This is a genomic window from Pseudomonas sp. LTJR-52 (assembly GCF_003691465.1).
GTDB classification, from domain to species: Bacteria; Pseudomonadota; Gammaproteobacteria; order Pseudomonadales; family Pseudomonadaceae; genus Chryseomonas; species Chryseomonas luteola.
In genome coordinates this window covers 2219229-2244130 of sequence record NZ_CP033105.1, presented here as the reverse complement: position 1 = coordinate 2244130, position 24902 = coordinate 2219229, and the positions used below count along the sequence as shown (strand labels likewise).

The following is a 24902-nucleotide window of genomic DNA, read 5'->3' as shown; positions in this document are numbered from 1 at the left end:
CCAGGCACAGATCAACTTTCTATTTCAATCTCACAAAGGAGCGGATGCTGGCTCTCCCTAGCATATTGATTCACTTGCATGGCCTTGGTTTCAGCAATGTCGCGAGTAAAGACTCCACACACAGCCTTACCTTGGGTGTGAACGACCAACATTATCTGTGTGGCCTTTTCACGATTCATGCTAAAGAACTTCTCAAGCACCTCAACAACAAACTCCATCGGGGTGTAGTCGTCGTTGAACATAAGTACCTTATACAACGACGGAGCCTTCAATGCAGGTTTTGCTTCCTGGACAGCCAGGCCTGCACCGTCATCCTCGTGATGTGAAGGGCCTTGTTCTGATGTTAGTCGAATATGGCTGATTGGATGCATGCTCAAGAAATTTTTTCTAGTGAATGGATTAGAAGGTCCGCAAAGACCTTGATCTACTTCTCAGGCGAATATCGCATCGCCTTGACTAACCCTAAAAGGGTGTTAAAACCTTTGGATACCCATAAGGGTACCAGGGGTTCCGTGTTTTAGTGCGTTCAAGACTATCTGAACGGGACTGTAGTGGGATAATACTCCACCTGTGGAGTCCTTTGCAGAGGGATGCCAGCATGCTCAGCGGCAAAGTCAAGTGGTTCAACAATGCCAAGGGATACGGCTTCATAGTAGCGGAAGGAAGCGACGAAGACCTATTCGCTCATTATTCAGCAATCCAGATGGACGGCTATCGAACACTGAAAGCTGGCCAGGCCGTGAATTTTGAAATCATTCAAGGCCCCAAGGGCTTGCATGCCGTTAACATCCGCGCTGCGGAAGTAGCTGCACCAGCAAGAACCGAACGAATCAGCGAGCCTGCCAATGCAAGGATGACCTCCGAGGTGTGACGCCAGGATTCGCAGTTATGCCTGAGCGGCTTTATCGCTCAGGCATAGAATCTTGCTTACCTTGCCGATCACTATGACCTAAATCCCTATCCGGATTAATAAGGTCGCGAACACGCTGTTTCAAGACCTTGGCCTCAGGAAAACCTCCATCCCGTTTTCTTTCCCATATGAGAGCCCCATCGCAAGTAATCTGAAAAGTACCACCTGTCGATGGCTCAAGGCTGACCCGGCCCAGTTCAGTGGCAAAGGTACTCAACAACTCCTGCGCCATCCAGGCCGCTCGCAGTAGCCACTGGCATTGTGTGCAATAGGTAATAACCACCTCTGGCTTTTGCTCAGTCATCCCATTCTCCTCTTTTGAGCTGCTTATAATAAGCTTCCCGTCTCTCGCCTGCCTGTGACTTGCTCATGCGATACCTATTTCTTTGCTTACTACTGTTACTGCCAAGCCTTTCATGGAGTGATCAAGCTCACTCTAAAATAGGGCTGGTATTATCTGGGGGCGCAGCGCGCGGACTCGCTCATATCGGCGTATTGAAAGCACTGGAAGAACAAGGCATTCATGTCGATGCCATCGCTGGAACCAGCATGGGTGCAGTCATTGGCGGTTTGTATGCAGCTGGCTACAAAGTTGATGAAATTGAGCGCATTGCCAAAGAAATGGACTGGCAGCAGGTACTTTCGGATCAACCTCCCCGTAAGGACGTTCCGTTTCGACGAAAGCAGGATGACAGAGACTTTCTCATCAAGCAGCAACTCAGCTTTCGAGACGATGGAGCGCTGGGCCTTCCGATTGGTGTCATTCAAGGCCAGAACCTGTCCATGCTACTGGAAAGCCTGCTGGTCCACACGAGCGAAACGCGAAACTTCGATAAATTGGCTATTCCCTTTCGTGCCGTTGCCACTGATATCGTGACAGGCGAAAAAGTTGTGTTCAGCCAGGGACATTTGCCCCGGGCTATTCGAGCCAGCATGTCAATTCCAGCCGTATTTGCACCGGTTGATGTAGACGGACGCTTGCTAGTCGATGGTGGCATGGTTGATAACATCCCTATCGATGTCGCTCGCAGCATGGGCGTTGATAGGGTTATTGCTGTTGATATCGGCACTCCACTATTGAAACGCAAGGAGCTTACTACCGTTGTAGACGTGCTCAACCAGTCCACTACCCTGATGACACGCAACAACTCTGAAGCTCAGCTGGCAACACTGACATCCAAAGATATTTTGGTTGAGCCTCCGCTGGCTGCTTACACCAGCGCTGACTTTGGTAGCGTCAATGAATTAATTGACGCTGGCTATCGCGCCACTCAGGCGTTGTCTTCTCGCCTGGCCAGTCTGAGGCGCCCGCCGGTGGACGATACGGACATTGCATTGTCCATTGCACGCCAGCCGGGGCAGCGAAACCCGATCATTACAGAGGTACGGATCGAAAACGACTCCAAGGTAAGCGACAGTGTTATCCGGCATTACGTACGTCAGTCATTAGGCGAACCGCTTGATCTAGAAAAGCTAAAAGACGATATGGGCACCATTTATGGGCTCGACTACTTTGACCAAGTGGAATACCGCATCGTCCGACAAAAGAAGAAAGGCGAAGACAATAACGTTCTTGTAATTCATGCGCTTGGAAAACGCAGCGGCACTGATTTTCTGCGGCTAGGCTTGAGTCTTTCAGACGACATGGAGGGCGACAGCGCTTTCAATATAGGCGCCAGCTATCGGATAAACGGCATCAATAAATTAGGCGCCGAATGGCTGACCCGCCTTCAGGTTGGCGACAAACAAGAACTTTACACAGAGTTCTATCAGCCGCTGGATGTAGGCTCACGATATTTCTTTGCGCCCTATCTGAGTGCGGACGCACAAAACATCGAAGCCGTCCAGGATAATGATCCTATAGCTGAATATCGTCGTGAGCGGTATGGGTATGGATTTAATGTGGGGAGACAGATCAACAACAATGGCGAGATCCGCTTTGGCATCGGTCAGCGCTGGGGTAAAACGAAGATCCATATCGGCAATTCGAATCTCCCGACCGATACCTTTAGCGAAGGCTTCTATGAGCTGAAATACTCATTCGATACCATGGATAATGTGGACTTTCCCAATGAGGGAGAAGATATTTCTGTAACCCTTCGCCAATTTGATACCAGCCTTGGCTCGGATGAGCGTTACCAGCAGATGGAGTTCAAATTAGACAAGGCGTTGACGTTTGGCCAGGACACTGTAGTTCTAGGTGGTTATTACGGCCGAACGTTCAACGATATTGACACGGTAACCAGCAGCTATCTCTTGGGCGGCGCAAGGCAACTTTCCGGTTATCGACAGGATGCCCTGTCTGGCCAGAATTACACGTTGGGGCGGCTGATCTATTATCGTCGGATGACAGAGCGCTCACTCCTACCGCTCGACTTCCCTGTTTATCTCGGAGGAAGTCTTGAGCAAGGGCGTATCTGGAACAATGGAAATAACTATGACAGCGGCTCAATCACCGCAGGTAGTATTTTCCTGGGATTCGATACTCCACTGGGGCCGCTTAACTTTAGCTATGGATTAAATGATGACGGCCAACGAGCGGTTTACCTGAATCTCGGAAATAACTTCTAAGGCTCAAATTAGACGTTTACAGCGCGCATCAAGCAATGCGCGCCAGTAGTACCTCTGCCTCATGGCGCTGTGCATCGTTTCCTTCATTGAGGATCCGCTGAAGAATAGCGCTGGCTGCCCGCATATCGCCTTGGGCCATGCAGGATTTCGCCTGTTGCAACAGAGGGCTGGCTGGATAATCGCTCAGCTCATTGTCTGCCACCGAGGCGCTCGGCACATGGCTGGCGAAATGCTCGTCCAGCGTCATGTCCAGCTCATCCACTGATGGCAACTCTCCTAACGTATAAGGAAAATCATCGTCCAGCGCCTCAGCAGGCTTGGCTTTTTCATGTCCTTGCTCAGCGTCTAGCAGCTCCGTAAGGGCAATAGCGTCATCAAAACTGAGGTCCTGTAAATCCAGATCGAAATTTTCGATATCGGCTTGAGTGGGCTTCATTTCGTCAGCTTTCAAGTCAAGCTGAGGTTTCCACTCCTCTTCCAGACCGTCGGGCAGATCAAGAGAAACCTCCAGAGGTTCCTCCTCAGCTTTGACGCTCTGCTCCTCAGCCGACTCCTCGATCATGCCTGGAAGGAGTGCCTTTAGCTGATCGATTGCCTGCGTATCGCCACCCAATTCACGAACGGCCGCCTCTTGAACGGCGAACAGCTTTCTCTCACCTAAAGCAGCCAGCACCTGGAGCAGCATCATGCGCAGATCCAGGCGGCCAGGCTGCTCGGCGATGCCTTCCTCAAGCACCTCACGAGCCTGGTTATAACGTCCATAAGCCAGGTAAATTTCGGCACGTCCCAGAAATTCATCGTCAGCCTTGGGCGTGGCATGCTGGGGTGAAATAGGTATCAGAGGCTCAGCATCATGCGGTTCCGCACGGCTAGCTATAACCGCTGGCTCGACAAGCGGCACAAGAGCATGACCGTCACGATCGGGCTCGCCCTCCTCAGGCAAACCAGCCACTACAGCAGCTGTCGATTCTTCTTGCGTGCGTCGACGACGTATCGCAATGAGGACCGCTGCCAGCAAGGCGGCAATAGGAACCAACCATAAATAATAGGATGACCAGTCTTTTTCCTGCTCTGCGTCGACTTGCACTGGTAACGGTGCGACAAGAGGGCTTAGGGTCTGCGAAGCGCTCTGTTCAGGCAGCGTGGTTGTAGCAGACGGAGCAATAGTGGGTGCCTGTGAAGGATCTTCAGACGGCGCCCGAGTTACCCCTGTATCACTATCGGAAAAAGTTGACGGGGACGGCGCCAAAGATGGATCTGCTGGCAGGGGGATATCGCTTGCTTTTTCAAAGGTACGCAGCTGAGTAACCTCCTGCTGCAACGCTGCGATCTGGTTATCCTTATCCCTTACGGTTTCATCCAGACGAGCCTGGAGTTGCTCCAATTGAGTTTGCAGCTGAGCCATACGAAGCAGAAGCTGATCCTGCTGAGCAACCGCCGTAGGTGCTTGCTCCACTCCAGCCTGTACCGGGGCAGTATTCGTGGGCGACTCTGACGGTACGGGCTGTTCACGAGGAGGATTTTGCGCCGGAGCTACAATCGATGCGGCGTTTTGCTCAGCCGCTGCTACAGGAGCAGAAAAGTCGGCAGGAAGACGTAACGTGTGCCCCACCCTAAGCCGGTGCATGTCGCCCGCGGCAAATGCATTGATATTCAGCGAATATAAGTCCTCCATCATTTGCCGAACAGAACCTTTACCCGCCTGGCGAACCAGCTTCTGTGCAATCTGCCAGAGCGTATCGTTTGCACGTGTCGTGTAGGTAGCAGCACCTGCCTGAAGGTCTGGTCTCGGTGTAGGTGCAGGAGGCATAGAAGGCCGCGAAGCACGGGGTACAGCAGGACGTGATACCTCTACCTGTGCATAGCTGTTGCTCCGGCTCACCGCAGGGCTTGCAGACACCTGATAGCCGGGCGGATCTATCAGCACAGTGAACTCACGCAACTGACGCCCGCCGGGCAGCTCAAGACCAACCAGAAAACTCAAATAAGGCTCGCTAACCGGACGGGTCGATGTGACGCGAATATAACTCCTGCCGCCCGGCTCAATCACTGGCGTGAAGTGCATGTCGCTCATGAACTGAGTACGATCGAGGCCAGAACGCGCAAACTCGTCATTAGACGCAAGGCCGATGTGAAAATCGCTGGCCTCAAGCTCACCGACATCCACCAGCTCGATACGCGCACTAAGAGGCTGATAGAGGGAAGACTGAAGCGCGATGTTGCCCAGCCCGACCGCAAAGACAGAGTTGCTGCCAACGCCCAGCACCAGGCCGGATACCATTATGAGAGTTCGAAAACGATTAACGTTTTTCGTGGCCATTCAGCGCCCTAACTGCAAATAAAAAAATTACCGCCCTGACAACGGCAACGGCTGCGCTCGTAGAAAGTTTAGAAAATCGACTAGCGAGCGCTATTCAAAAAAAGTAGCACTGAAAGTATAGAGGAACAAACCGATACGACGCGGCCCTCAGCGGAGCCGCGAGGATTCCGATTACTGGCCTCGTTTTTCGAGGTTGGCCAGTACTTTCTGATGGACTTGCTGGCAAATATCAATCGCGGAGTCATCAATACCCGCCAGCAACTCTTCACGCAGCTCATCCGCAATGGCTTGGATCTTTTCAATAAGCGGGCCAGCGGCAGCTGTAAGCATGATGCGCTTGGCTCGACGATCTTCACTCACCGCCACTCGGCGCACCAGTTTCTGAGCTTCAAGTCCGTCCAAAAGACGAGCCAATGTTGGCCCCTCTACACTGACACTTTGGGCCAGCTCTCGTTGAGTAGGATGCTGATCCTTCATGCGTGCAAGGGTCAGCAAGACTTGCCAGCGCGCCTGGGATAAACCCAGATGGCTCAGACGGCGATCAAGCTCTGCCCGCCAGGCACGCGAAACATGGAAAAGCTGGCGACCAAAGAGATGGGGATCGTTTTGCGGCATGGACCAATGACCTTATCGTTTTGACGGTTATTATTGTTTAGCTATTAAACAGCCTACAATCTAGTTTTGGTAGTGAATTTATCCCCGCAATCAGTACATTTGGCAGCTTATCTCTCTTTACTCTGCGAGCTCTGCAGCCAGTGCAGCCCTTATGCAGTACAAAACACCGACAGGCACCTGGTCAGCGAATCGATCCGCCAGCGCTGCTGCTGGAGGCAAGTCGCCCTCTTCCTCCAAAAACGCATCCTGGATTTCGCCTACAAGATCATCGGGCAGCTCAAGCGCTTGCTCCAGTGAAAGCTGCTGTCGTGCAATGGCCTCCGCCAGAATGCTGTAAACATTTTTCTCAGAGCAGGAAAGCTGCCGTGAGATTTGCGGAGGCGTCATACCCGCACGGACCAGGGTAATGACCTCATGACGAACATCGGCAACAGGCTCCAGTGCTGCTGGGGCGTCTGTCAGCACGTCAAGAAAAGCCTGGCCATACCGTTCAAGCTTCCTCGCGCCCACACCACTGATACGCCCCATATCGTGCAAGGTCCGTGGCTGTCCCCGCAACATTTCCAACAAGGTTGCATCCGGGAAAATGACATAAGGAGGCACTCCGTGCTCTTCTGCCAGTTTTCGACGCAGCGTACGCAGGGCCTCCCACTGCTGACGCTCTTCAGAGCGTACCAACTGGCTGGCTGCGCTGGGGCCGGAATTGTTACCGCGTGTACGCTGCGGCTTGGGATCACGGCGTAGCTCGAGCGTCGTTTCCCCACGCAGAAGCGGACGGCATGCCTCCGTTAGGCGAAGACCACCAAAGCCGTCTACATCCACGTCAGCGAAACCACGTGCAACCAGCTGACGAAAGAGGGTTCGCCATTCATCTTCAGCCAGCGATTTACCAAGGCCGAAAACAGCCAGACGCTCATGCCCCAGACTTTTGATCTTGTCATTTTCCCGCCCCAGCAGGATATCGACCAAATGCCCTACGCCATACCGCTGACCGCTTCTATAGATGGCTGACAATGCCTGCCGAGCCGGCTGGGTGGCATCCCAGGTTTCGACACCGTCTACGCAGTTATCACAATGCCCACAGGGCTCAGGCAATGTTTCATCGAAATAGGCCAGCAGTACCTGCCGGCGGCAGCGTGTCTCTTCGCACAATGCCAGCATGGCTTCGAGTTTGTTGCGTTCTACGCGCTTATGACGCTCATCCCCTTCGGAGCTTTGCATCATCTGGCGAAGCAGCAGGACATCCTGCAATCCATAAGCCATCCAGGCATCAGAGGGCAAACCATCCCGCCCTGCTCGTCCAGTCTCCTGGTAATACGCTTCCAGACTCTTGGGCAGATCCAGGTGCGCGACAAAGCGAACGTTCGGCTTGTCGATGCCCATGCCAAAGGCAATAGTCGCGACCATGATGAGTCCTTCTTCGTTGAGGAAACGTTTCTGGTTAAACGCACGCAGCTCGTTGGAAAGCCCTGCATGGTAAGGCAAGGCGGGAAAACCCTGCGCAGAAAGGTACTCAGCTACCTCCTCGACCTTTTTACGCGACATGCAGTAAACAATGCCCGCATCACCCCGATGCTGCGTCAGAAACGACAACAACTGCTTGCGAGGCTGCTCCTTAGGAACAATACGGTAGAAAATGTTGGGTCGGTCAAAACTGGATAGAAACTGCTCGGCATTCTGCAGATGCAATCGCTGAATCATTTCATCCCGGGTACGCATGTCTGCCGTAGCGGTCAAGGCAATGCGTGGCACATCGGGAAACTGCTCTGCCAATTGGCCAAGCTGCAGATACTCTGGCCTAAAATCGTGCCCCCACTGGGAAACGCAGTGCGCCTCGTCGATGGCGAATAGTGCAATGTTGCCGAGTCGCTGCAGGAAATTCAGCATGCGCGGCTGCACCAGACGCTCCGGCGCCAGGTACAAGAGCTTGATCTCGCCGCGCTCAAGCCGTGCAGCAATGTCGCGCTGTGCCTCGGGCGAAAGCGTCGAATTGAGCGCGACCGCTGGCACGCCTAGTTCATCCAGCGTCGCAACCTGATCATCCATCAAGGCGATCAGTGGCGAGACGACAACGGTCAGCCCCTCACGCAACAAGGCGGGTACCTGATAACACAGGGATTTGCCGCCACCTGTAGGCATGAGCACCAGCGCATCTCCGCCGTTGGCAACGCGCTCGATGATCCGGGCCTGATTGCCACGGAACGCGTCATAACCAAAGACGTCTTTAAGAATACGCAAAGCTTGATCGAACATGCTGCCTCCATTTGATGGCGCGCATTATACGGGCACTGACAAGAAACGCCCGGTTATCCGTCACTCAGTGCCCAAGGCTGTAACAAAGCCCTGATAGAAGGGCCAGATTGGCTAGATTAATGACGTGCCTTTTGCCGCGGCGCACCGGCTCGTCTACAATCGGCTTCGTTGAGGCAGTTGCAGAACGTGACACCATGCACGTCGTCCGTGTGGCTTTCCCGAGTTCAGCATGTGAACAATATGGAACCCAATAGGCGATTTGCGGGAACATCATCGTAACGCGACTGCCTTTATCGTATATCCAGCCCGTTTTCCGAGGTAAGTAACCGATGTCCTTCGCTGAACAACTGTCCCGTCTCCGTGAGTTTCTTGATGCGGACGACCTGCATGAGGAAGCGCTCGACTATATCGCAGCGCACGGTTATCTAACCGCTCTGGCCATTTGCCCGGAAGACGTACCCGAGCGTGAATGGATCGATGCCCTTTTCGCCGAGCCGCCGCATTACACCAGCGATGCACAGCGCGAAGAAATCGAATCCACGCTTGTCCAGCTCAAGGCGCATATCCTGCGCATACTGGGCAGCGATGAGGAGCTTGAGCTTCCATGCGACCTGGAGCTAGGCGACGATCCGGATGACTCCGACCTGCGCGGCTGGTGTATCGGATTCATGGAAGGCGTCTTCCTGCGTGAAGCCGTCTGGTTCGAGCAGGCCGAGGAAGAAGTCAGCGAGCTGCTGTTGCCCATCATGGTTGGTTCAGGCCTTTTCGAAGAACAGGCTGAATTCAGCGATATCGCTGAAGACCCTGAACTGGTCGACAACATGGTTTCGCAGATTCCGGAAATCCTGACGCAGCTGTTCCTGCTGTGCCATGCCCCTGAAGAAAAGCCAGCGTTGCTAAAGCCTCGTCACTGAGGCTCTCAACATCGAATGCCTGAACGAGATGTACGCGTCAGCCGGCGGCCCTGGGTCCGTTATAGCCTGCTGACGCTGGGCTGGGTCAGTGTTGCCTTGGGCGTGATTGGCATTTTTCTGCCTCTTCTACCAACCACCCCTTTTCTCCTCCTTGCAGCGGGCTGCTTTATGCGCAGCTCGGAGCGCTTCTATGGCTGGCTGGTCAACCATCCTCGGCTAGGCCCCTGGATCAAGGATTATCTGGAAGGTGAAGGGATTCCGCTCAAGGGAAAAATCTACGCCATTTTCACCATGTGGATCAGCATTGGGATCTCCAGCTGGCTAGTACCCTATTTCTGGGCACGCGTGTTCCTGGTGGTCAGCTCGGCCTGCGTGACAATCTACATCCTTCGTCAGAAGACTCGTCCCGTCCCTTAGCGGGACTCATTTTATTGCTCTTAAAGAAGCGTTTTTCTACTTGACTTATCTTACTTATCTCTATCGCATCCAGTCATAAAAGCACCACTACATATAGTGTTAACGTTTGAACGAAATTTCATTTACCTGCTCTGACGAAAAGATGCGGAAAACGCGACTGACGGCGAACCTCAGAAGCCATGCGACCTGCGTCGACATATCCCAAAATTACCCACTTTTTATCCACAGGCTGTGGCGTTTTATCAACTTGCAAAGCAGCCGCTAGCGCATTATCTTGTACCTCGCTTTAACGAACATCCCTATATATTGGGGTTCGCCGAGCAACCGGACACTAGACAAAGTAAAACTTGTCAACCCGTCAAGCGTTCAGCCTCCGGTTGGTCGAAGCTCTTTTTCAATGACGATTGACGCAGCTTCGGAGACCAGCCAACCCGCTATTCCTCCCCGAAGCCCATACAGCCCCTACCACTACATGATGTGGTTAGCCGCCGGCTGGTATTGAATCGTTTTTTGAGCCTTTAACGCTTTATGGCTCATGTTTGAGTGATTAACGGGCCTGGCCATAAGCCGTGTCTGGTGTGAGCGTTTTGCAAAGCCAACCCGGCGCCGTTTTGCAAAACGCTTAAAGATAGGAGCCGTAGAGGCTCCATCGTACTTATAACGTTAGGAGACGAACCCGCATGCAGACTGATCTGTCCCGCGAGAAAGCAACGACCGACGGCTTCCCGGCCGACGACAACAACCTGGACGTCAAGGCCACTGCTCCCGGCCAACTGCGTGTCATCAAGCGTAACGGCACAGTCGTTCCCTACACTGACGACAAGATCACCGTTGCCATCACCAAGGCATTCCTGGCTGTTGAAGGTGGTACTGCTGCGGCTTCCTCACGTATCCATAACACGGTAAAGCGTCTGACCGAGCAGGTCACAGCGACCTTCAAGCGTCGCATGCCTTCCGGTGGTACGATTCACATCGAAGAAATTCAGGATCAGGTCGAATTGGCCCTGATGCGTGCCGGCGAACAAAAAGTGGCCCGTGATTACGTGATCTATCGCGAAGCACGCGCCCAAGAGCGCAAGCGCGCCGTTGCTGAAGTGGCAGAGCCGCATCCAAGCATCCGCGTAACCAAGGCTGACGGTACTCTGCTTCCGCTGGACATGGGTCGTCTGAACACCATCATCTCCGAAGCATGTGAAGGCTTGGCCGAAGTCAACGGCGAGCTGATCCAGCGCGAAACACTGAAGAACCTGTACGACGGCGTAGCCGAAAAAGACGTTAATACCGCCTTGGTCATGACGGCGCGTACGCTGGTTGAGCGTGAGCCGAATTACTCCTTCGTTACAGCCCGCCTACTGCTCGACAGCCTGCGTGCTGAAGGCCTGTCCTTCCTAAGCGTTGCAGAAAGCGCCACTCACCATGAGATGGCCGACCTGTATGCCAAGGCCCTGCCCGCCTACGTTGCCAAAGGCGTAGAGCTGGAGCTGCTGGATCCGAAACTGGCAAGCTTCGACCTGGAAAAGCTGGGCAAGGCGATCAACCACGAGCGTGACGGGCAGTTCACCTACCTCGGCCTGCAGACGCTATATGACCGCTACTTCCTGCACAGCAACGGTACCCGCTTCGAACTGCCGCAGCTGTTTTTCATGCGCGTCGCCATGGGCTTGTCCCACATGGAAGCCGACAAGGAAGCGCGGGCAATCGAGTTTTACAATCTGCTGTCCAGCTTTGACTACATGGCGTCCACACCGACCCTGTTCAACGCCGGCACCCTGCGCCCACAGCTGTCCAGCTGCTACCTGACTACCGTCCCGGATGATCTGTCGGGCATCTACGGCGCGATCCACGATAACGCCATGCTGTCTAAATTCGCCGGCGGCCTGGGTAATGACTGGACTCCGGTCCGTGCATTGGGCTCCTACATCAAGGGCACCAACGGCAAGTCCCAGGGCGTTGTTCCGTTCCTGAAGGTAGTGAACGACACCGCCGTAGCCGTTAACCAGGGTGGCAAGCGCAAGGGCGCCGTCTGTGCGTACCTGGAAACCTGGCACCTAGATATCGAAGAATTCCTCGAGCTGCGCAAGAACACCGGTGACGACCGCCGCCGTACTCACGACATGAACACCGCGAACTGGATTCCGGATCTGTTCATGAAGCGTGTATTCGATGACGGCAATTGGACCCTGTTCTCCCCTTCCGATGTACCGGATCTACACGACCTGTACGGCAAGGCATTTGAAGAGCGTTATGAGTATTACGAAGCCCTGATCGAATACGGCAAGATCAAGCTGTACAAGACCATCAAGGCCAAGGATCTGTGGCGCAAGATGTTGTCCATGCTGTTCGAAACCGGCCATCCCTGGTTGACCTTCAAGGACCCATGCAACCTGCGCAGCCCGCAGCAGCACGTGGGCGTGGTTCACAGCTCCAACCTGTGCACCGAGATCACCTTGAATACCAACAAGGACGAGATCGCTGTATGTAACCTGGGCTCGATCAACCTGGTGAACCACATCGTCGAAGGCAAGCTGGACATCGAAAAGATTGGCCGTACCGTAAAGACGGCCGTGCGCATGCTCGATAACGTTATCGACATCAACTACTACTCGGTTCCTCAGGCTCGCAACTCCAACCTGAAGCACCGCCCGGTGGGCATGGGCATCATGGGCTTCCAGGACGCGCTGTACCTCCAGCACATCGCCTATGGTTCAGATGCCGCCGTCGAGTTCGCCGACAAGTCCATGGAAGCGATTAGCTACTTTGCGATCCAGGCGTCCTGTGACCTGGCCGACGAGCGTGGTAGCTACGAGACGTTCGAAGGCTCGCTGTGGTCCAAGGGCATTCTGCCGATCGACTCTGAAAAGATGCTGATCGAAGAGCGTGGCTCCAAGTACATTGAAGTCGACCTGTCCGAGACATTGGATTGGGCGCCGATTCGCGAACGCGTTAAGAAAGGTATCCGTAACTCGAACATCATGGCCATCGCGCCGACTGCAACCATCGCCAACATCACCGGCGTATCGCAGTCCATCGAGCCGACTTACCAGAACCTGTACGTGAAATCGAACCTGTCGGGCGAGTTCACCGTGATCAACCCCTACCTGGTGCGTGACTTGAAAGCACGCGGCCTGTGGGATCCAGTCATGGTCAACGACCTCAAGTACTACGACGGCTCCGTCCAGCAGATCGAGCGCATCCCGCAAGACCTGAAGGACCTGTACGCTACCGCGTTTGAAGTCGAAACCCGTTGGATCGTGGAAGCAGCGAGCCGCCGTCAGAAGTGGATCGATCAGGCACAGTCCCTGAACCTCTACATCGCTGGCGCCTCGGGCAAGAAGCTGGACGTAACCTATCGCATGGCGTGGTTCCGTGGTCTGAAGACCACCTATTACCTCCGCGCCCTGGCTGCTACCAGCACCGAGAAGTCCACCATCAACACCGGCAAGCTGAATGCCGTTAGTGCAGATCCGATCACCGGCGTACAAGCCAGTGCCTCACCGGCGCCAGCACAAAAAGCCGAGGCAGCACCCGCTCCGGCTCCGGCACCAGTGCCCAAGGCCTGCAGCATCGACGACCCCGACTGCGAAGCCTGTCAGTAAGCCATAAGCCCTCTCTTCGGAGAGGATTCGGGGAGGGGTTTACCACCCTCCCCGAACGTAAATCCAAACACAACAAGTACTGAAAGTCGGCCTCACGAGACCGATTGGCCTGTCCCTGCCTTGAGCATGATTACAGGGGCTCACCTTGGCAGAGCAGGCATGATTGGGGCGTAACCACATAGTGCGGTCATCCGCTGCTTAAACGTGTGACGTCCGATCAAACACCGTGCCCCATGTGCACTCTAAAAGACATCTAGATTTTACCGACTGGCCGAGTGCCGGTCCTCAAGCAGGAGAACACACCATGCTGAGCTGGGACGAATTCGACAAAGACGAAGAAGCAACCGCCACCCCTGCCACTGCACAGCAGGACGGCGACATGCCGCTGGAAAAACTGGATAGCGTAGGCGGTGCTGCTGCCAACGAAGCACGCGCCGTAGATGCCGCCGACTCTGACGCCGTAGCCCGCGCCAAGGCCGCACTGAACGATCTCGACATTCAAGAAGGCCTGGATGATCTGGAAGGCTCCGCTGCCCGTGTACAGGTAGGCGACAAGCAAATGATCAATGCCCGCGCCGACTTGAACCAGCTCGTACCCTTCAAGTACGACTGGGCCTGGCAGAAGTACCTGGACGGCTGCGCCAACCACTGGATGCCGCAGGAAGTCAACATGACTGGGGACATCGCTCTGTGGAAGAGCGCTGACGGTCTCTCCGAGGACGAGCGCCGTATCGTGAAGCGTAACCTGGGTTTCTTCTCCACTGCCGACTCCCTGGTTGCTAACAACCTGGTGCTGGCCGTGTACCGCCTCATCACCAACCCCGAGTGCCGCCAGTACATCCTGCGCCAGGCATTTGAAGAAGCGATCCACACTCATGCGTACCAGTACTGCATTGAATCCCTGGGCATGGACGAAGGCGAAATCTTCAACATGTACCACGAGATTCCGTCAGTCGCGAAAAAAGCGTCCTGGGGACTCAAGTACACCCGCTCTATCTCCGATCCGGAATTCAAGACCGGCACACCCGAGACGGATCGTCAGTTCCTCAAGAACCTGATCGCGTACTACTGTGTACTGGAAGGTATCTTCTTCTACTGCGGTTTCACCCAGATCCTTTCCATGGGCCGTCGCAATAAGATGACCGGTACTGCCGAACAGTTCCAATACATCCTGCGTGACGAGTCCATGCACCTGAACTTTGGCATTGACATGATTAACCAGATCAAGATCGAGAACCCGCACCTGTGGGATGCCCAGATGAAGGACGAAGCCACCCAGATGATTCTCCAGGGCACGCAGCTCGAGATCGAATACGCGCGCGATACCATGCCCCGCGGCGTACTGGGTATGAACGCAGCCATGATGGAAGACTACCTGAAGTTCATCGCCAACCGTCGTTTGACCCAGATCGGTCTGAAGGAAGAATACCCAGGTACCACTAACCCCTTCCCGTGGATGAGCGAAATCATGGACTTGAAGAAAGAGAAGAACTTCTTCGAGACGCGGGTAATTGAGTATCAGACTGGCGGGGCTTTGAGCTGGGATTGACAACCTCTTGCTCCAGTAAAATTGGTCTTACACCGCTATGGGTGTTAGAAGCAAGCTAATAAAAAGCCCCGCCTATTGCGGGGCTTTTTATTAAAACTGATCATTAAGCTCTTTTCCGCTGTTTAAAATATTAATTTTTCGTTTAACAGAGGCCATTTAAAAATGGCCGGGACAGCAAAACTCGAGCATCTCATTGTATAGGCTATAACGCTTGCCTCCCTACGAATCGATATCTTTCTACAATAAAGCAATGTTTCTCAATGAGCCGACAGCTAATATCCAAGAATTTTAATAGAGAAATTTAAAGGGGATAAGAAAACCTTTTCCCTGACTAAAGTACCGGACTGCTTTAGTATTTTCATCTAGTGCAGCATAGTTACGAGAGCCGCAAGCCAAAAAGATTAACTTTCCTGATTCACCCGTTAACGTAATGAGTCGTCTCGAATCTTTTTGTCCTTCACTGAGTATATTTCTAGCCTTTTCTTCTCCGTTTCTTTCAACAGCCGCCAAAAAGGAGATAAACACGATCATAGCGATCACAGCAAAAAAAATTTCCCTGTTATCTTTTTTGACTTTTGCTCTATCGCCACATCCTCTCTTTTTCCAAGTATCTTTCTTTTCCAGAAAACATACCTACGACGAGATTTATACCCTTTACGCAAATGATCTATATAGCTAGGCAAAACTACATGCGACCAAACGAAGGAAATTAGGGAAACCACAGTAATAAATTTAAAAACAATACCAAATGAATTTAAAAGACCTGTGTATAAAACATTATGAAACCCTATATCCAAGACATCCGGGTCTAGCCTAAATACTGAGTAGTATCCTGGCTGTGCCCACGCAATAAAAAAATGCCGTAGTCAAAGCAAGGAAAACAGCGCTATCGAATATCTTTTTAAACATAGCATCTCCAAACAATATCACTAGACGCAAAGATTAAAAAATACTGAAACGCTGCATGCGGAAAACACCGCATTAATTTAAACGATAAACTAACTAGTTTGTAGTTAGTTCATCTATACGGGACTAGCTTATTTGAGCTACAGTTAACCGGAAATCATCTTTATTTTTGTATAAAATTGCGCTTATTTGGTTACGTTAAACACCATACTCATCGGCCCACTCCCCTCATGCCTCAGGTACCTCACCTTCCCGTAATAAATAAAAGGTGCCGCTTTTCCAGCCTCCAGCTTATGCTCCCGCACAAAAAGATGGATATCGATTCCCAGTCGCTCATGCTCAATTAGCTCCTTGCCTTTCTTGCTTTGAGGCGTGGTCGCGTTCTGGCTTTGCCAATGAAAAGTGTGCTGATCGACCCAATGATCCAGGTATTTATGCTCCTCGGCTTTGCCCTGCTTATTCAGCGTTACGAGCAATATGTGAGCCTTCTGTTCAGGTAGCACGACGTGGCCAACATTCCAGTTGCCTGGGTTGAACGCAACACCAAACAATGCAGGAATATCCTCGCGCAAAAAACGCTGACCCATCGCCATTTCCAACGGATCTAGCACTGCTTTAAGCCGAGCGAATGTACGCAATTGTTCACGCAGTTCTTCCGTTACCGATATATCAGCATAATCAGGGTTGTTAGCGCGTAATGTATAGCTGCCGTCCTTTTCCTTGAGGATCACACGCAAGAGGTACTGGTTGTCACCGGTCCCGTCCTGGCGCTCGATAGCCAAAGTTGAGCCAGTGATGCTGCCTGCTGACTTTGAGTCCATGTGTTCCAGCAACAGATAATCCCCATCGAGGATGGGTCGCTTCCCACCATTCATAGAATTACCAGACGCGCGGGCGATGAAGTGCCGGGTCGGGTCTAGATGGCCGAAGCCTTCACCAATAAGACGATACTCTTCGCTATCGGCATGACCCGTTTTGAAATGGCCGCATGCAATTTTCAGATTAGGGAAAAATGGCAACTCAGTGCCGCTTGGCTCTTCCTTTCGCAGTGGGATGACAGGTGCTAACACTCCAGACTGGCGAGCCGTGTATTGTGCCAAGCGATAGTCGAGCACCTCCTGTAGCAGATCGGTAAAGGTTTCTCGATCATCAGGCATAACGCTAAAGCGTGGCTGAAAACGGCCCTCATCTAATTTAAAAAAAGCATCAGCTTTACTTTTGTTACCACCGATCCAGGCATTGATGGGGTTGGCTTGCCAATAGCGCAACCATGCGTGATCGCTACCGTTAGCAAGCCTAGCCAATTCTGCAGGCAAGTCGCTCAAGAACGTGCGGCGGCGCTGCAGTACCGTCCAGGAACGTTCGGCCAGGTCTGCCTCGGTAGGCGGTAGCTGCCAGCCATCCAGCTCTTGGAAAGCTTCCAACAGGATCATCTTGAAGCTTTTAGTCATCGGCGTGGTCTCCAGCTCACGCAGGAAGACCTTATGCGTCTCGACCATTACAAGTTGCTTGCTGTCTAGGTCGCCTTGGGCTGCTACTAGTGCAAACCAATTGCCGTACTGCTTGCGCATCTGTTGCAGACTGGCACCCGCGCGATAGAACTCAGTAAGCGTTGGTCGGCGATTGAGGCTTTCGCGCAAGGCCAGGTAGTGACCTTGAATACCGTCACCATCCAGCGACTTGAGGAAGTCGATCAGCTGCAAGTCATAGTTTACAAAGCAGCCTTCGGGCAGTTCCAGCTGTTGCGACTGGGCCGCACGAGCATAATCGGCTAACTGCCGATGGGTCATACTCCGCCCCATAAGCGCCTGTGGTTTATGTAAAAAGCTCTGGTGGTTGCCGATGAAGTCCAGCACCACCAAATGGTCTTTACTTTCGGCCCGACGCAATCCTCGACCTAGTTGCTGGAGAAAGAGAATCTTAGACTCGGTTGGCCTTAGCATCATGACAGTGTCGATAGCAGGCAAGTCGACGCCTTCGTTGAAAAGATCGACCGAAAAAATTACTGCCAAACGACCATCGCTGAGTTGCTCTAAGGCCTCTCCTCGGGCGATCTCTGAACCAGCGTATACAGCAGCAGCTTGAATGCCCGCCTTGCGAAACTGCTTGGCCATGAACTCGGCATGGAGAATGGAGATGCAGAAGGCCAGCGTGCGTTTCTGCGCATACTGACGCCACGTGCGTAAAGCGTGACGGGCCCGTCCGAGCGTAGCAAGCCGGCTAGCCAGTTGTTCAGGATCGAAACGCCCATTGCGCCAAGGTATGGACTGATAGTCCACGTCTTCATCGAAGATACCGTAGTAGCGGAACGGCACGAGCAAGCGCGCCTGGATACCATGGAATAAATCCGTCTGGAAAACCAAGTTGTCATCGCATAACGAGAGTATGTCTGAACAATCGGTGCGATCTGGAGTGGCGGTGAGGCCGAGCAAAAAGGCCGGTAAGAAATGGTTGAGCAAATGCCGGTAAGTAGGCGCGGCGGCGTGGTGAAATTCATCCACTACGATGTAATCGAAATGGCGCGGCGAGAAGCGCTGCAGGTGCTCGTTACGTCCTAGCGTCTGGATCGATGCGCAAAGCACCTCGACTTCCACATCCCGCTGCCGGCCCATGTAGTAACCCACACGTAAACCAGGGCGAATACGTACGAAGGTTTCGGCCGCTTGGTGCAGGATTTCCTCTCGATGTGCTACAAACAACACACGTTTAGCGCCGAACTGCCTGGCGTCGAACGCAGCAAGCCAGGTTTTGCCTAAACCGGTCGCAAGAACGACTAATCCGCGCTGATAGCCTTCTGCACGGGTTTTATCGAGCGCGGCCAACGCCTCATTTTGTATTGATGTTGGGGTAGGAGGTGGCTTGATCTCCTCTTCCACGCCGATGGGCGCTAGAGTAGGCGGCTTCTTGCGCCGCGCCTCATAAGCATCAATCCAGGCGTGCGTTAGCGGCTTAGAACGTGGATCAGCGAATAACGTTTCGAAGCGGTCACAGGCTTCGAGAAATCCATTATCGCCAGGATAGTCGATGCGATAGTTCCACTCTAGGCCATCACGTAATGCCTTACGGCTGATGTTGCTAGAGCCAATAAAAGCCTGACCGTGCATGTTATTCGGGTCGTCCTGCGTCACGAATAGGTATGCCTTCAAATGGAAGCTGTGCGGTCCTTTGCATTCATAAACGCGCACTTCGGCACCAGCGTCCTGCAGCAGCATCAATCGACGCAGGGCCTCCACATCCGTTACATCAAAGTAATCACTGGTAAGGATACGTACACGCGCAGGCATAAACGCCGCCTCGTGCTCACCTGCGGGTTGAAGCTTGACGTGCAGGTCATCGATCAGCAGATCCAGCCCGCCCGTCATGACGAACGCAACGGCCATATCGATCTTTCTTGCACTATTGATAGCGGCGAGCAAGTGCGGCAGAAAATGGTCTTGGCCGCCTGTTACTAGGCGCTGCCTAGGTGCCTCAGCGCGGCAAGCCAACAGGTTTATCCATTGCTCATCACGACCAGGGCGCTGATCGCAGGTATGCCAGATCTTGATGTCAGCAACATCGTCCACAGTAGCCAGCCACTCACGTAGTTGTTCCTCGTCAGCATCTGTAAAGCGTCGTCCACCCTGCTCCCGCTCGCCCCGTCCAAGTTTGAAACTACAGTAGAAGGTTCCGCCCGGTTTCAGTCCCCGCCAGAGACTGGCTAGCACTTTGGGCATCTTTATCTGTGGAACATGCAATAAGCTGGCGCAAGCCCAGATGCCGTCATAAACCTGGAATTCACTGAACTGAGAGAAGCGAAGCACCTGTACCGGTTGCCCTAAATAATTGCTAGCGAGGTCCGCTAACACCGGCGAGGCATCAAAAGCCGACACTTGGTAGCCCAGTTGCATGAAGGCTTTGGCATCTCGTCCAGAGCCACAGCCAGCATCGAGTATGTAACCACCAGCCGGGATTCGGGCGAGAAATTGCATGTGTAACTCATGCATATCGACTTCGGCGGTTTCAGCGAAAAACTGTGCAGCATGTTTCTGGTAATAATCGTACGTACTGTTCAACGTTACGCCTCTGTGCAAGCGGCCCAATTCAGATATCGGCCCTAACAATAGCAGGTGAAGTTATAGATCCGAGTGCTATGTTCCTCCGGCATATCACCCTGCGTCGCATCTAAAACTTACTTAATCAATTATACGAGGATGGTCCTGTTTAACGGAGATGGATATCGCTCCGCTCAACCTATCCTACGGCTTTGGTCATCCTTTCTCAGGAACCGCCCCGCTTGTGGTCAGTTCTTAGCAAGCAGCTACAACCGCTATGCTTTACGCGGACCTAATCCATGCTGATTGCGAGACTAGTCATGACAATTATTCCAAAGACTGCCGCCCTCTCCCTTCTTGCCCTTTTTATGGCAGGCTGCTCTACGCCACAGGCCGATACTCAAACGTCTAAACCCGAGCTAATCGGGCGCGCTCAGGATCTTTATGATTTACCGCCGGCTTACCAGCCCGGAACGTATCGGCATATGGATCAGCTCTTCTTCACGCGCGAGGTACACCGCGGTCCGGCAGTTTATCCGCTGCCACGTCAGCACCAGATCAATGTGCGCTACCAAACAGATAATGGCACGCTGGGTGTTGATGAGTTCATGCAACGCAATCACGTGGGTGGGTTGTTGATCATCAAGAACGGCAAAATCGTTCTTGAGCGGTACGGCTTGGGAAATACGGAAGAGACGCGCTGGACGTCATTCAGCGTAGTGAAATCCATCTCCTCTTCCCTTGTTGGAGCGGCGGTACAACAGGGGCGAATCAAGAGTGTGAAGGAGCCTATTGCACGTTATCTGCCACAACTATCGGATGGCGCCTATGACAACGTGACGATAGAGCAGGTATTGCAGATGAGTTCAGGGGCTGCCTGGAACGAAACCTATCGTGATCCCAAGTCGGATCGGCGTCGAATGTTTGAGCTTCAGCTCGCTAATAAGCCCGGCGAATTGTTAAAGCAATTGTCAGGACTCAAGCGTGCTTCGGCGCCCGGTACAACCTTCAAGTACAGCACCGGTGAGTCGCACCTTCAGAGTGAATTGGTGCACGCCGCGACAGGCATGACCACAAGCGACTATCTCTCCGAGCGTATCTGGGCGCGTATGGGTATGGAGCGCGACGCCTTTTGGCAGCTCGACGCAAGAGCAGGCCAGGAAATCGGCAGCAGCGGCTTCTCGGCTACCTTGAGGGATTATGGTCGTTTTGGGCAGTTCATTCTCAATGATGGTGTGATTAACGGTGAGCGTATCCTGCCGGCGGGCTGGATTGATCAGGCGACTCGTGTAGACCCAGCATCCTATCTGGCTCCCGGAAAGCTATACGAGGGCGAGTATCCCTTGGGTTATGGTTATCAATGGTGGACATTCCCTGTAGGCACCAACGCCCTGCCCGGCCATGAGGGCGGAGCGTTCGAGGCACAAGGGATCTTTGGGCAGTTCCTGTATATCAACCGTAAGGAAGGTGTCGTTGCCGTGGTGTGGAGCGCTTGGCCTAAACCCGAAATGGATAAGCAGGAAATGGAGACCTATGCATTCTTGGGCGCTGCAATTAAAGCGCTGCGCTGACATTTGAATACAGTTTTGAGGGCGTTTGCTTAAAGCTTTCTTTGAGCAAATGCCCTAGGTCCTACATCTCTGGGTTTTAATCAATTCGCTCGATCTTGACTGGTCCTGTGCCGTCTTCTACAAGATCGACCCGCTTAGCCGCCGCACGAGACAAGTCGATAATACGGCCACGGATAAAGGGGCCCCGGTCGGTAATCCGCACCACCACCTGTTTGTTGTTTTCCAGGTTGGTGACACGCACCTTGGAACCCAGAGGAAGCGTTTTATGGGCAGCAACCAGCGTATTGTTATTGAATGTCTCACCGCTGGCCGTTTCTCTGCCATGAAACTTCTGGGAGTAGTATGAAGCTTTGCCCTTCTGTTCGAATGGCTTGGGCGCTTGCTTCGCCTCCTTGATTGGAACGGCCTCCGCTTTTTTATCCTGGCAGGCCACGCAACCCACCAGCAGACAGAAGAACAGCAGCAAACGTTTTGAATCGATAAGCATGCTTGAACCCTTCTTTATTATTGGTCTGCCTGTAAATGCTGCGCCTGGTTATCCAATCGCGGCGTGCATCTATTCAGGCAACCCTTAGTTTTTGGAAAGCAAAAGCACTGGCTGGATCAGGTCTTACTGCTACAAAGGTTTGAGCGCAGCGATAGCTGAACCGTTCTTGAAGATGGCACCCTAACATCACATTTGTGATGGGCTGCTCAGTTGCTTGCTCTCTTTCTCAGCCTTCCATCAGTCGCATGAAACGACCAAAGACCGCACAATCTTGTCCTAACGTCATAACTCACTGATTTTCGGGAAGTCCCTGCAATGCCTAAAGGTGACTATAGACAGCGTAAAGCGCTCCGCCTTGAACGTCTCAAGCGGTTTATTGAGTGGGCAACCGGGCGGTATCCCGATTTCATTCCCAAGAAGCATCATCAGGAAGAGTGGTACAAGCCCTATATTGGGTATGCCATTCCCAACCTGGGTCGTGCCGCTAAGGGTTTCTGGTTAGGGCTAGATGCCGGCACCATCGAGGCGACTATGGATGAGCCTGATCCAGAGCGGTTGCTAGGGCGTATCTTGTTACGCGACAGCAGCGACTATAGGTGCCTTATTGATATTTTTGGCGCTGAAAAGATCGTCTCGTTGGGTTCAGTACAGCTCTTGATCGAGCCAGAGTGGACGTTACGCCTGGAAGACAGTGATTCTCATGAGGCATTCGAGGATCAGGCTCGGCAAGCTATGGAGCATTATGTGCAGGAGCGGCTACGCATCCTGGAGCGCCCGTTCAGGGAGATGAGCGAAGACGATCGACTGGAAGTGCTTGAGCGGCTACGGCCGGAGCTTTCACGTATTGATGACTTTCTGGAACATGCGGTCGAGATCATCAATGAGGTTCGCCATGAGCTGCGCTTTGTAGTTGAGTTGCGCCACGGCGATCTGGCATTGGATATACAGCGCCGGATACCGGCAAACCAAGGCCATATTCTCAGCGAGGAAGAAGTCCTGACCCTGAAGGATGAAGACCGGCAGGAAGTTCTGGCCAAGTTCAATATGGTCCTTGAAGAAGCTGGCGACTTTGACCTGCTGCAACTGGGTCAGCATCGATTGACAGAACTGTTCATGCAGGACACCGGTCGGCTGCGCAAGACGATTCGTAGTACGTTGCGTAACTACAAGGAGAAAATGGCCTTCGCTACGCTCCTGCAGAACGATCCGCGCTTTTTGCATTATCACAAGCTGTATCCGGCTCGCCAATTAACGCGTAAGTGGATTGCCCTGCTCGGCCCTACCAACAGTGGCAAAACGCACCAGTCCATAGAAGCGATGACTTCGGTTACCCACGGTATCTACCTTTCACCGCTGCGCCTGATGGCCCTGGAAAATCAGGAGCGCATCGAGTCCATGGGCATTCCTTGCTCGCTTGTAACCGGTGAAGAAGAAATTATCCGGGAAGGTGCGACGCATTTTTGCTGCACGGTTGAGGAGTTTGCACGCTTTCGCCAGAAGCGCTGGGATGTGGTCGTGGTGGATGAAGTGCAGATGATGGCCGATTCGCAGCGAGGCTGGGCCTGGGTAGACGCGCTCGTCAGCGCCTATACGCCTGAGTTGATCATGACTGGGCCACCGCTGATCGAGCCGTCACTGAAAACGCTATGCGACTTGTGCGAAGACCGTCTGATCATCAAGCGCACCAAGCGGCTCTCCCCTGTCGAGGTTTCGAGACACTCCACCAGCCTGAAGAACCTGGAGCCCGGATCGATGCTGGTGGCTTTCAGCCGTCGTACGGTGCTGGATCTCAAGGCAATGCTGGAGATGACAGGCAAAACGGTTTCTGTGGTTTACGGTGCCTTGTCTCCAGAGGTACGGCGCGAACAGGCACGCCGGTTTCGCGAAGGTGAAGCAGACATCATGGTAGCAACCGATGCGGTGGGCATGGGCCTTAACCTACCGGCCCATACCCTGTGCTTTTACACGGATGAAAAGTTTGACGGCATTCAGGTGCGGCAGCTCAACGTGCAGGAGGTCAAGCAGATTGGCGGGCGCGCCGGGCGTTTTGGCCATCATGACGAAGGCGTTATCACTGCCTTGGAGCCACACGTACTCAAGTCCATCAAACGGTTGTTCAACAGCCCCGACAAGCCAGTAGACCTGTCTCAGTTTCAGGTGCGGCCTTCTATCGATCACCTGAAAGCCATTTCCGAGCTGATGAATGAACCCAGCCTACTCAGAGCGTGGCTGACGTTCAACCGAAACATCAATTATGGCGATGCGTTTGTATCTGTATTGCCCGATGAGCTGGCTGACTGGATCAAGGCAATCGATGATCCACGCATTCCCCTCTGGCTACGCTGGATTTTCGCCTGTACCCCTATCCGGGGAGGCCTGGAAAGCCCTGCCAGCAGCTTTGCACAACACTGGCTGAAAAAGGTTGCCCAGGAAAAGGTCATTGAGCTGCCACGCCTGATTCTCGAATCAGATCTTGCAACGCTGGAAAGCTCGCTGCATATCGTGGAGACCTACCTGCACCTTGCACGTACATTGCCGGAATATTTCCCGGACATCGAGCGTGGTGAAGAGCACCGCACCTTGCTGAACGAAGCCATTACACGTGAGCTTTCCAGGCGCAAACGCCCTCGTCGTTCAAGCCTGGGACGAGGGAATCAAAGTGGACGTGAAAAGCAGGGAGAAGCAGAAAAAAAACGCGCGCCTCGCTCGGCGCGTAGCCGTTAGCAGTGATGTGCCGAGAGCCAGCAGGCACCTCGGCACAT

15 protein-coding genes are annotated in these 24902 nt (G+C 53.3%); 8 read left to right on the top strand and 7 right to left on the bottom strand.

The window, feature by feature from the left end:
- Positions 1 to 11 precede the first annotated feature (11 nt).
- A complete protein-coding gene (gene clpS / locus EAW52_RS10490) occupies positions 12 to 371 on the bottom strand; it encodes an ATP-dependent Clp protease adapter ClpS (protein ID WP_026004116.1) in 360 nt (119 codons plus the stop codon).
- A 227-nt stretch (positions 372 to 598) separates the two neighbouring features.
- On the opposite strand from clpS, the gene cspD reads away from it, so the two are divergent.
- Positions 599 to 871, top strand: a complete 273-nt coding sequence (gene cspD / locus EAW52_RS10485) for a cold shock domain-containing protein CspD (RefSeq protein ID WP_010794662.1) — start codon at positions 599 to 601, stop codon at positions 869 to 871.
- A gap of 31 nt (positions 872 to 902) precedes the next feature.
- Here cspD and EAW52_RS10480 read toward each other — a convergent pair whose 3' ends face one another.
- Complete coding sequence (locus EAW52_RS10480) at positions 903 to 1214, bottom strand: SelT/SelW/SelH family protein (RefSeq protein WP_122042352.1); 312 nt, start codon at positions 1212 to 1214, stop codon at positions 903 to 905.
- 65 nt (positions 1215 to 1279) lie between these two features.
- Between EAW52_RS10480 and EAW52_RS10475 the strand changes: the two genes are divergently transcribed.
- A complete protein-coding gene (locus tag EAW52_RS10475) occupies positions 1280 to 3481 on the top strand; it encodes a patatin-like phospholipase family protein (protein WP_122042351.1) in 2202 nt (733 codons plus the stop codon).
- Positions 3482 to 3509: 28 nt separating this feature from the next.
- Here EAW52_RS10475 and EAW52_RS10470 read toward each other — a convergent pair whose 3' ends face one another.
- The 3 genes from EAW52_RS10470 to recQ form a co-directional block, all read right to left on the bottom strand.
- A complete protein-coding gene (locus EAW52_RS10470) occupies positions 3510 to 5801 on the bottom strand; it encodes a FimV family protein (RefSeq protein ID WP_122042350.1) in 2292 nt (763 codons plus the stop codon).
- A gap of 171 nt (positions 5802 to 5972) precedes the next feature.
- Complete coding sequence (locus EAW52_RS10465; RefSeq protein ID WP_010794666.1) at positions 5973 to 6416, bottom strand: MarR family transcriptional regulator; 444 nt, start codon at positions 6414 to 6416, stop codon at positions 5973 to 5975.
- Between the two features lie 117 nt (positions 6417 to 6533).
- Positions 6534 to 8669, bottom strand: coding sequence for a DNA helicase RecQ (recQ, locus tag EAW52_RS10460; protein WP_122042349.1), 2136 nt, complete (start codon positions 8667 to 8669; stop codon positions 6534 to 6536).
- Positions 8670 to 8998: 329 nt separating this feature from the next.
- On the opposite strand from recQ, the gene EAW52_RS10455 reads away from it, so the two are divergent.
- From EAW52_RS10455 to EAW52_RS10440, 4 genes are all read left to right on the top strand, one after another.
- Positions 8999 to 9583 (top strand): YecA family protein, encoded by a 585-nt coding sequence (locus tag EAW52_RS10455; protein ID WP_010794668.1) that lies wholly within the window; start codon positions 8999 to 9001, stop codon positions 9581 to 9583.
- 15 nt (positions 9584 to 9598) lie between these two features.
- Positions 9599 to 10000, top strand: coding sequence for a YbaN family protein (locus EAW52_RS10450; protein WP_019367029.1), 402 nt, complete (start codon positions 9599 to 9601; stop codon positions 9998 to 10000).
- A gap of 680 nt (positions 10001 to 10680) precedes the next feature.
- Positions 10681 to 13596: a ribonucleoside-diphosphate reductase subunit alpha gene (locus tag EAW52_RS10445; RefSeq protein WP_019367028.1), complete on the top strand. Its 2916-nt coding sequence runs from the start codon at positions 10681 to 10683 to the stop codon at positions 13594 to 13596.
- A 304-nt stretch (positions 13597 to 13900) separates the two neighbouring features.
- Complete coding sequence (locus EAW52_RS10440; protein WP_019367027.1) at positions 13901 to 15145, top strand: ribonucleotide-diphosphate reductase subunit beta; 1245 nt, start codon at positions 13901 to 13903, stop codon at positions 15143 to 15145.
- 1091 nt (positions 15146 to 16236) lie between these two features.
- Here the strand turns inward: EAW52_RS10440 and EAW52_RS10430 are convergent.
- The gene (locus EAW52_RS10430; RefSeq protein WP_218567926.1) at positions 16237 to 20103 is read right to left on the bottom strand and encodes a DUF3427 domain-containing protein; all 3867 of its coding nucleotides are present in this window, start codon (positions 20101 to 20103) and stop codon (positions 16237 to 16239) included.
- A gap of 299 nt (positions 20104 to 20402) precedes the next feature.
- Between EAW52_RS10430 and EAW52_RS10425 the strand changes: the two genes are divergently transcribed.
- Complete coding sequence (locus tag EAW52_RS10425) at positions 20403 to 21653, top strand: serine hydrolase (RefSeq protein ID WP_122044770.1); 1251 nt, start codon at positions 20403 to 20405, stop codon at positions 21651 to 21653.
- Between the two features lie 76 nt (positions 21654 to 21729).
- Here EAW52_RS10425 and EAW52_RS10420 read toward each other — a convergent pair whose 3' ends face one another.
- A complete protein-coding gene (locus EAW52_RS10420; protein ID WP_122042347.1) occupies positions 21730 to 22140 on the bottom strand; it encodes a septal ring lytic transglycosylase RlpA family protein in 411 nt (136 codons plus the stop codon).
- A gap of 315 nt (positions 22141 to 22455) precedes the next feature.
- Between EAW52_RS10420 and EAW52_RS10415 the strand changes: the two genes are divergently transcribed.
- Positions 22456 to 24864: a helicase-related protein gene (locus tag EAW52_RS10415; RefSeq protein ID WP_122042346.1), complete on the top strand. Its 2409-nt coding sequence runs from the start codon at positions 22456 to 22458 to the stop codon at positions 24862 to 24864.
- Positions 24865 to 24902 lie beyond the last annotated feature (38 nt).

Bases quoted from the DNA above. Each gene is read 5' to 3' on its own strand.
- clpS (WP_026004116.1), bottom strand. From the start codon at position 371: ATGCATCCAATCAGCCATATTCGACTAACATCAGAACAAGGCCCTTCA.
- cspD (WP_010794662.1), top strand. From the start codon at position 599: ATGCTCAGCGGCAAAGTCAAGTGGTTCAACAATGCCAAGGGATACGGC.
- EAW52_RS10480 (WP_122042352.1), bottom strand. From the start codon at position 1,214: ATGACTGAGCAAAAGCCAGAGGTGGTTATTACCTATTGCACACAATGC.
- EAW52_RS10475 (WP_122042351.1), top strand. From the start codon at position 1,280: ATGCGATACCTATTTCTTTGCTTACTACTGTTACTGCCAAGCCTTTCA.
- EAW52_RS10470 (WP_122042350.1), bottom strand. From the start codon at position 5,801: ATGGCCACGAAAAACGTTAATCGTTTTCGAACTCTCATAATGGTATCC.
- EAW52_RS10465 (WP_010794666.1), bottom strand. From the start codon at position 6,416: ATGCCGCAAAACGATCCCCATCTCTTTGGTCGCCAGCTTTTCCATGTT.
- recQ (WP_122042349.1), bottom strand. From the start codon at position 8,669: ATGTTCGATCAAGCTTTGCGTATTCTTAAAGACGTCTTTGGTTATGAC.
- EAW52_RS10455 (WP_010794668.1), top strand. From the start codon at position 8,999: ATGTCCTTCGCTGAACAACTGTCCCGTCTCCGTGAGTTTCTTGATGCG.
- EAW52_RS10450 (WP_019367029.1), top strand. From the start codon at position 9,599: ATGCCTGAACGAGATGTACGCGTCAGCCGGCGGCCCTGGGTCCGTTAT.
- EAW52_RS10445 (WP_019367028.1), top strand. From the start codon at position 10,681: ATGCAGACTGATCTGTCCCGCGAGAAAGCAACGACCGACGGCTTCCCG.
- EAW52_RS10440 (WP_019367027.1), top strand. From the start codon at position 13,901: ATGCTGAGCTGGGACGAATTCGACAAAGACGAAGAAGCAACCGCCACC.
- EAW52_RS10425 (WP_122044770.1), top strand. From the start codon at position 20,403: ATGACAATTATTCCAAAGACTGCCGCCCTCTCCCTTCTTGCCCTTTTT.
- EAW52_RS10420 (WP_122042347.1), bottom strand. From the start codon at position 22,140: ATGCTTATCGATTCAAAACGTTTGCTGCTGTTCTTCTGTCTGCTGGTG.
- EAW52_RS10415 (WP_122042346.1), top strand. From the start codon at position 22,456: ATGCCTAAAGGTGACTATAGACAGCGTAAAGCGCTCCGCCTTGAACGT.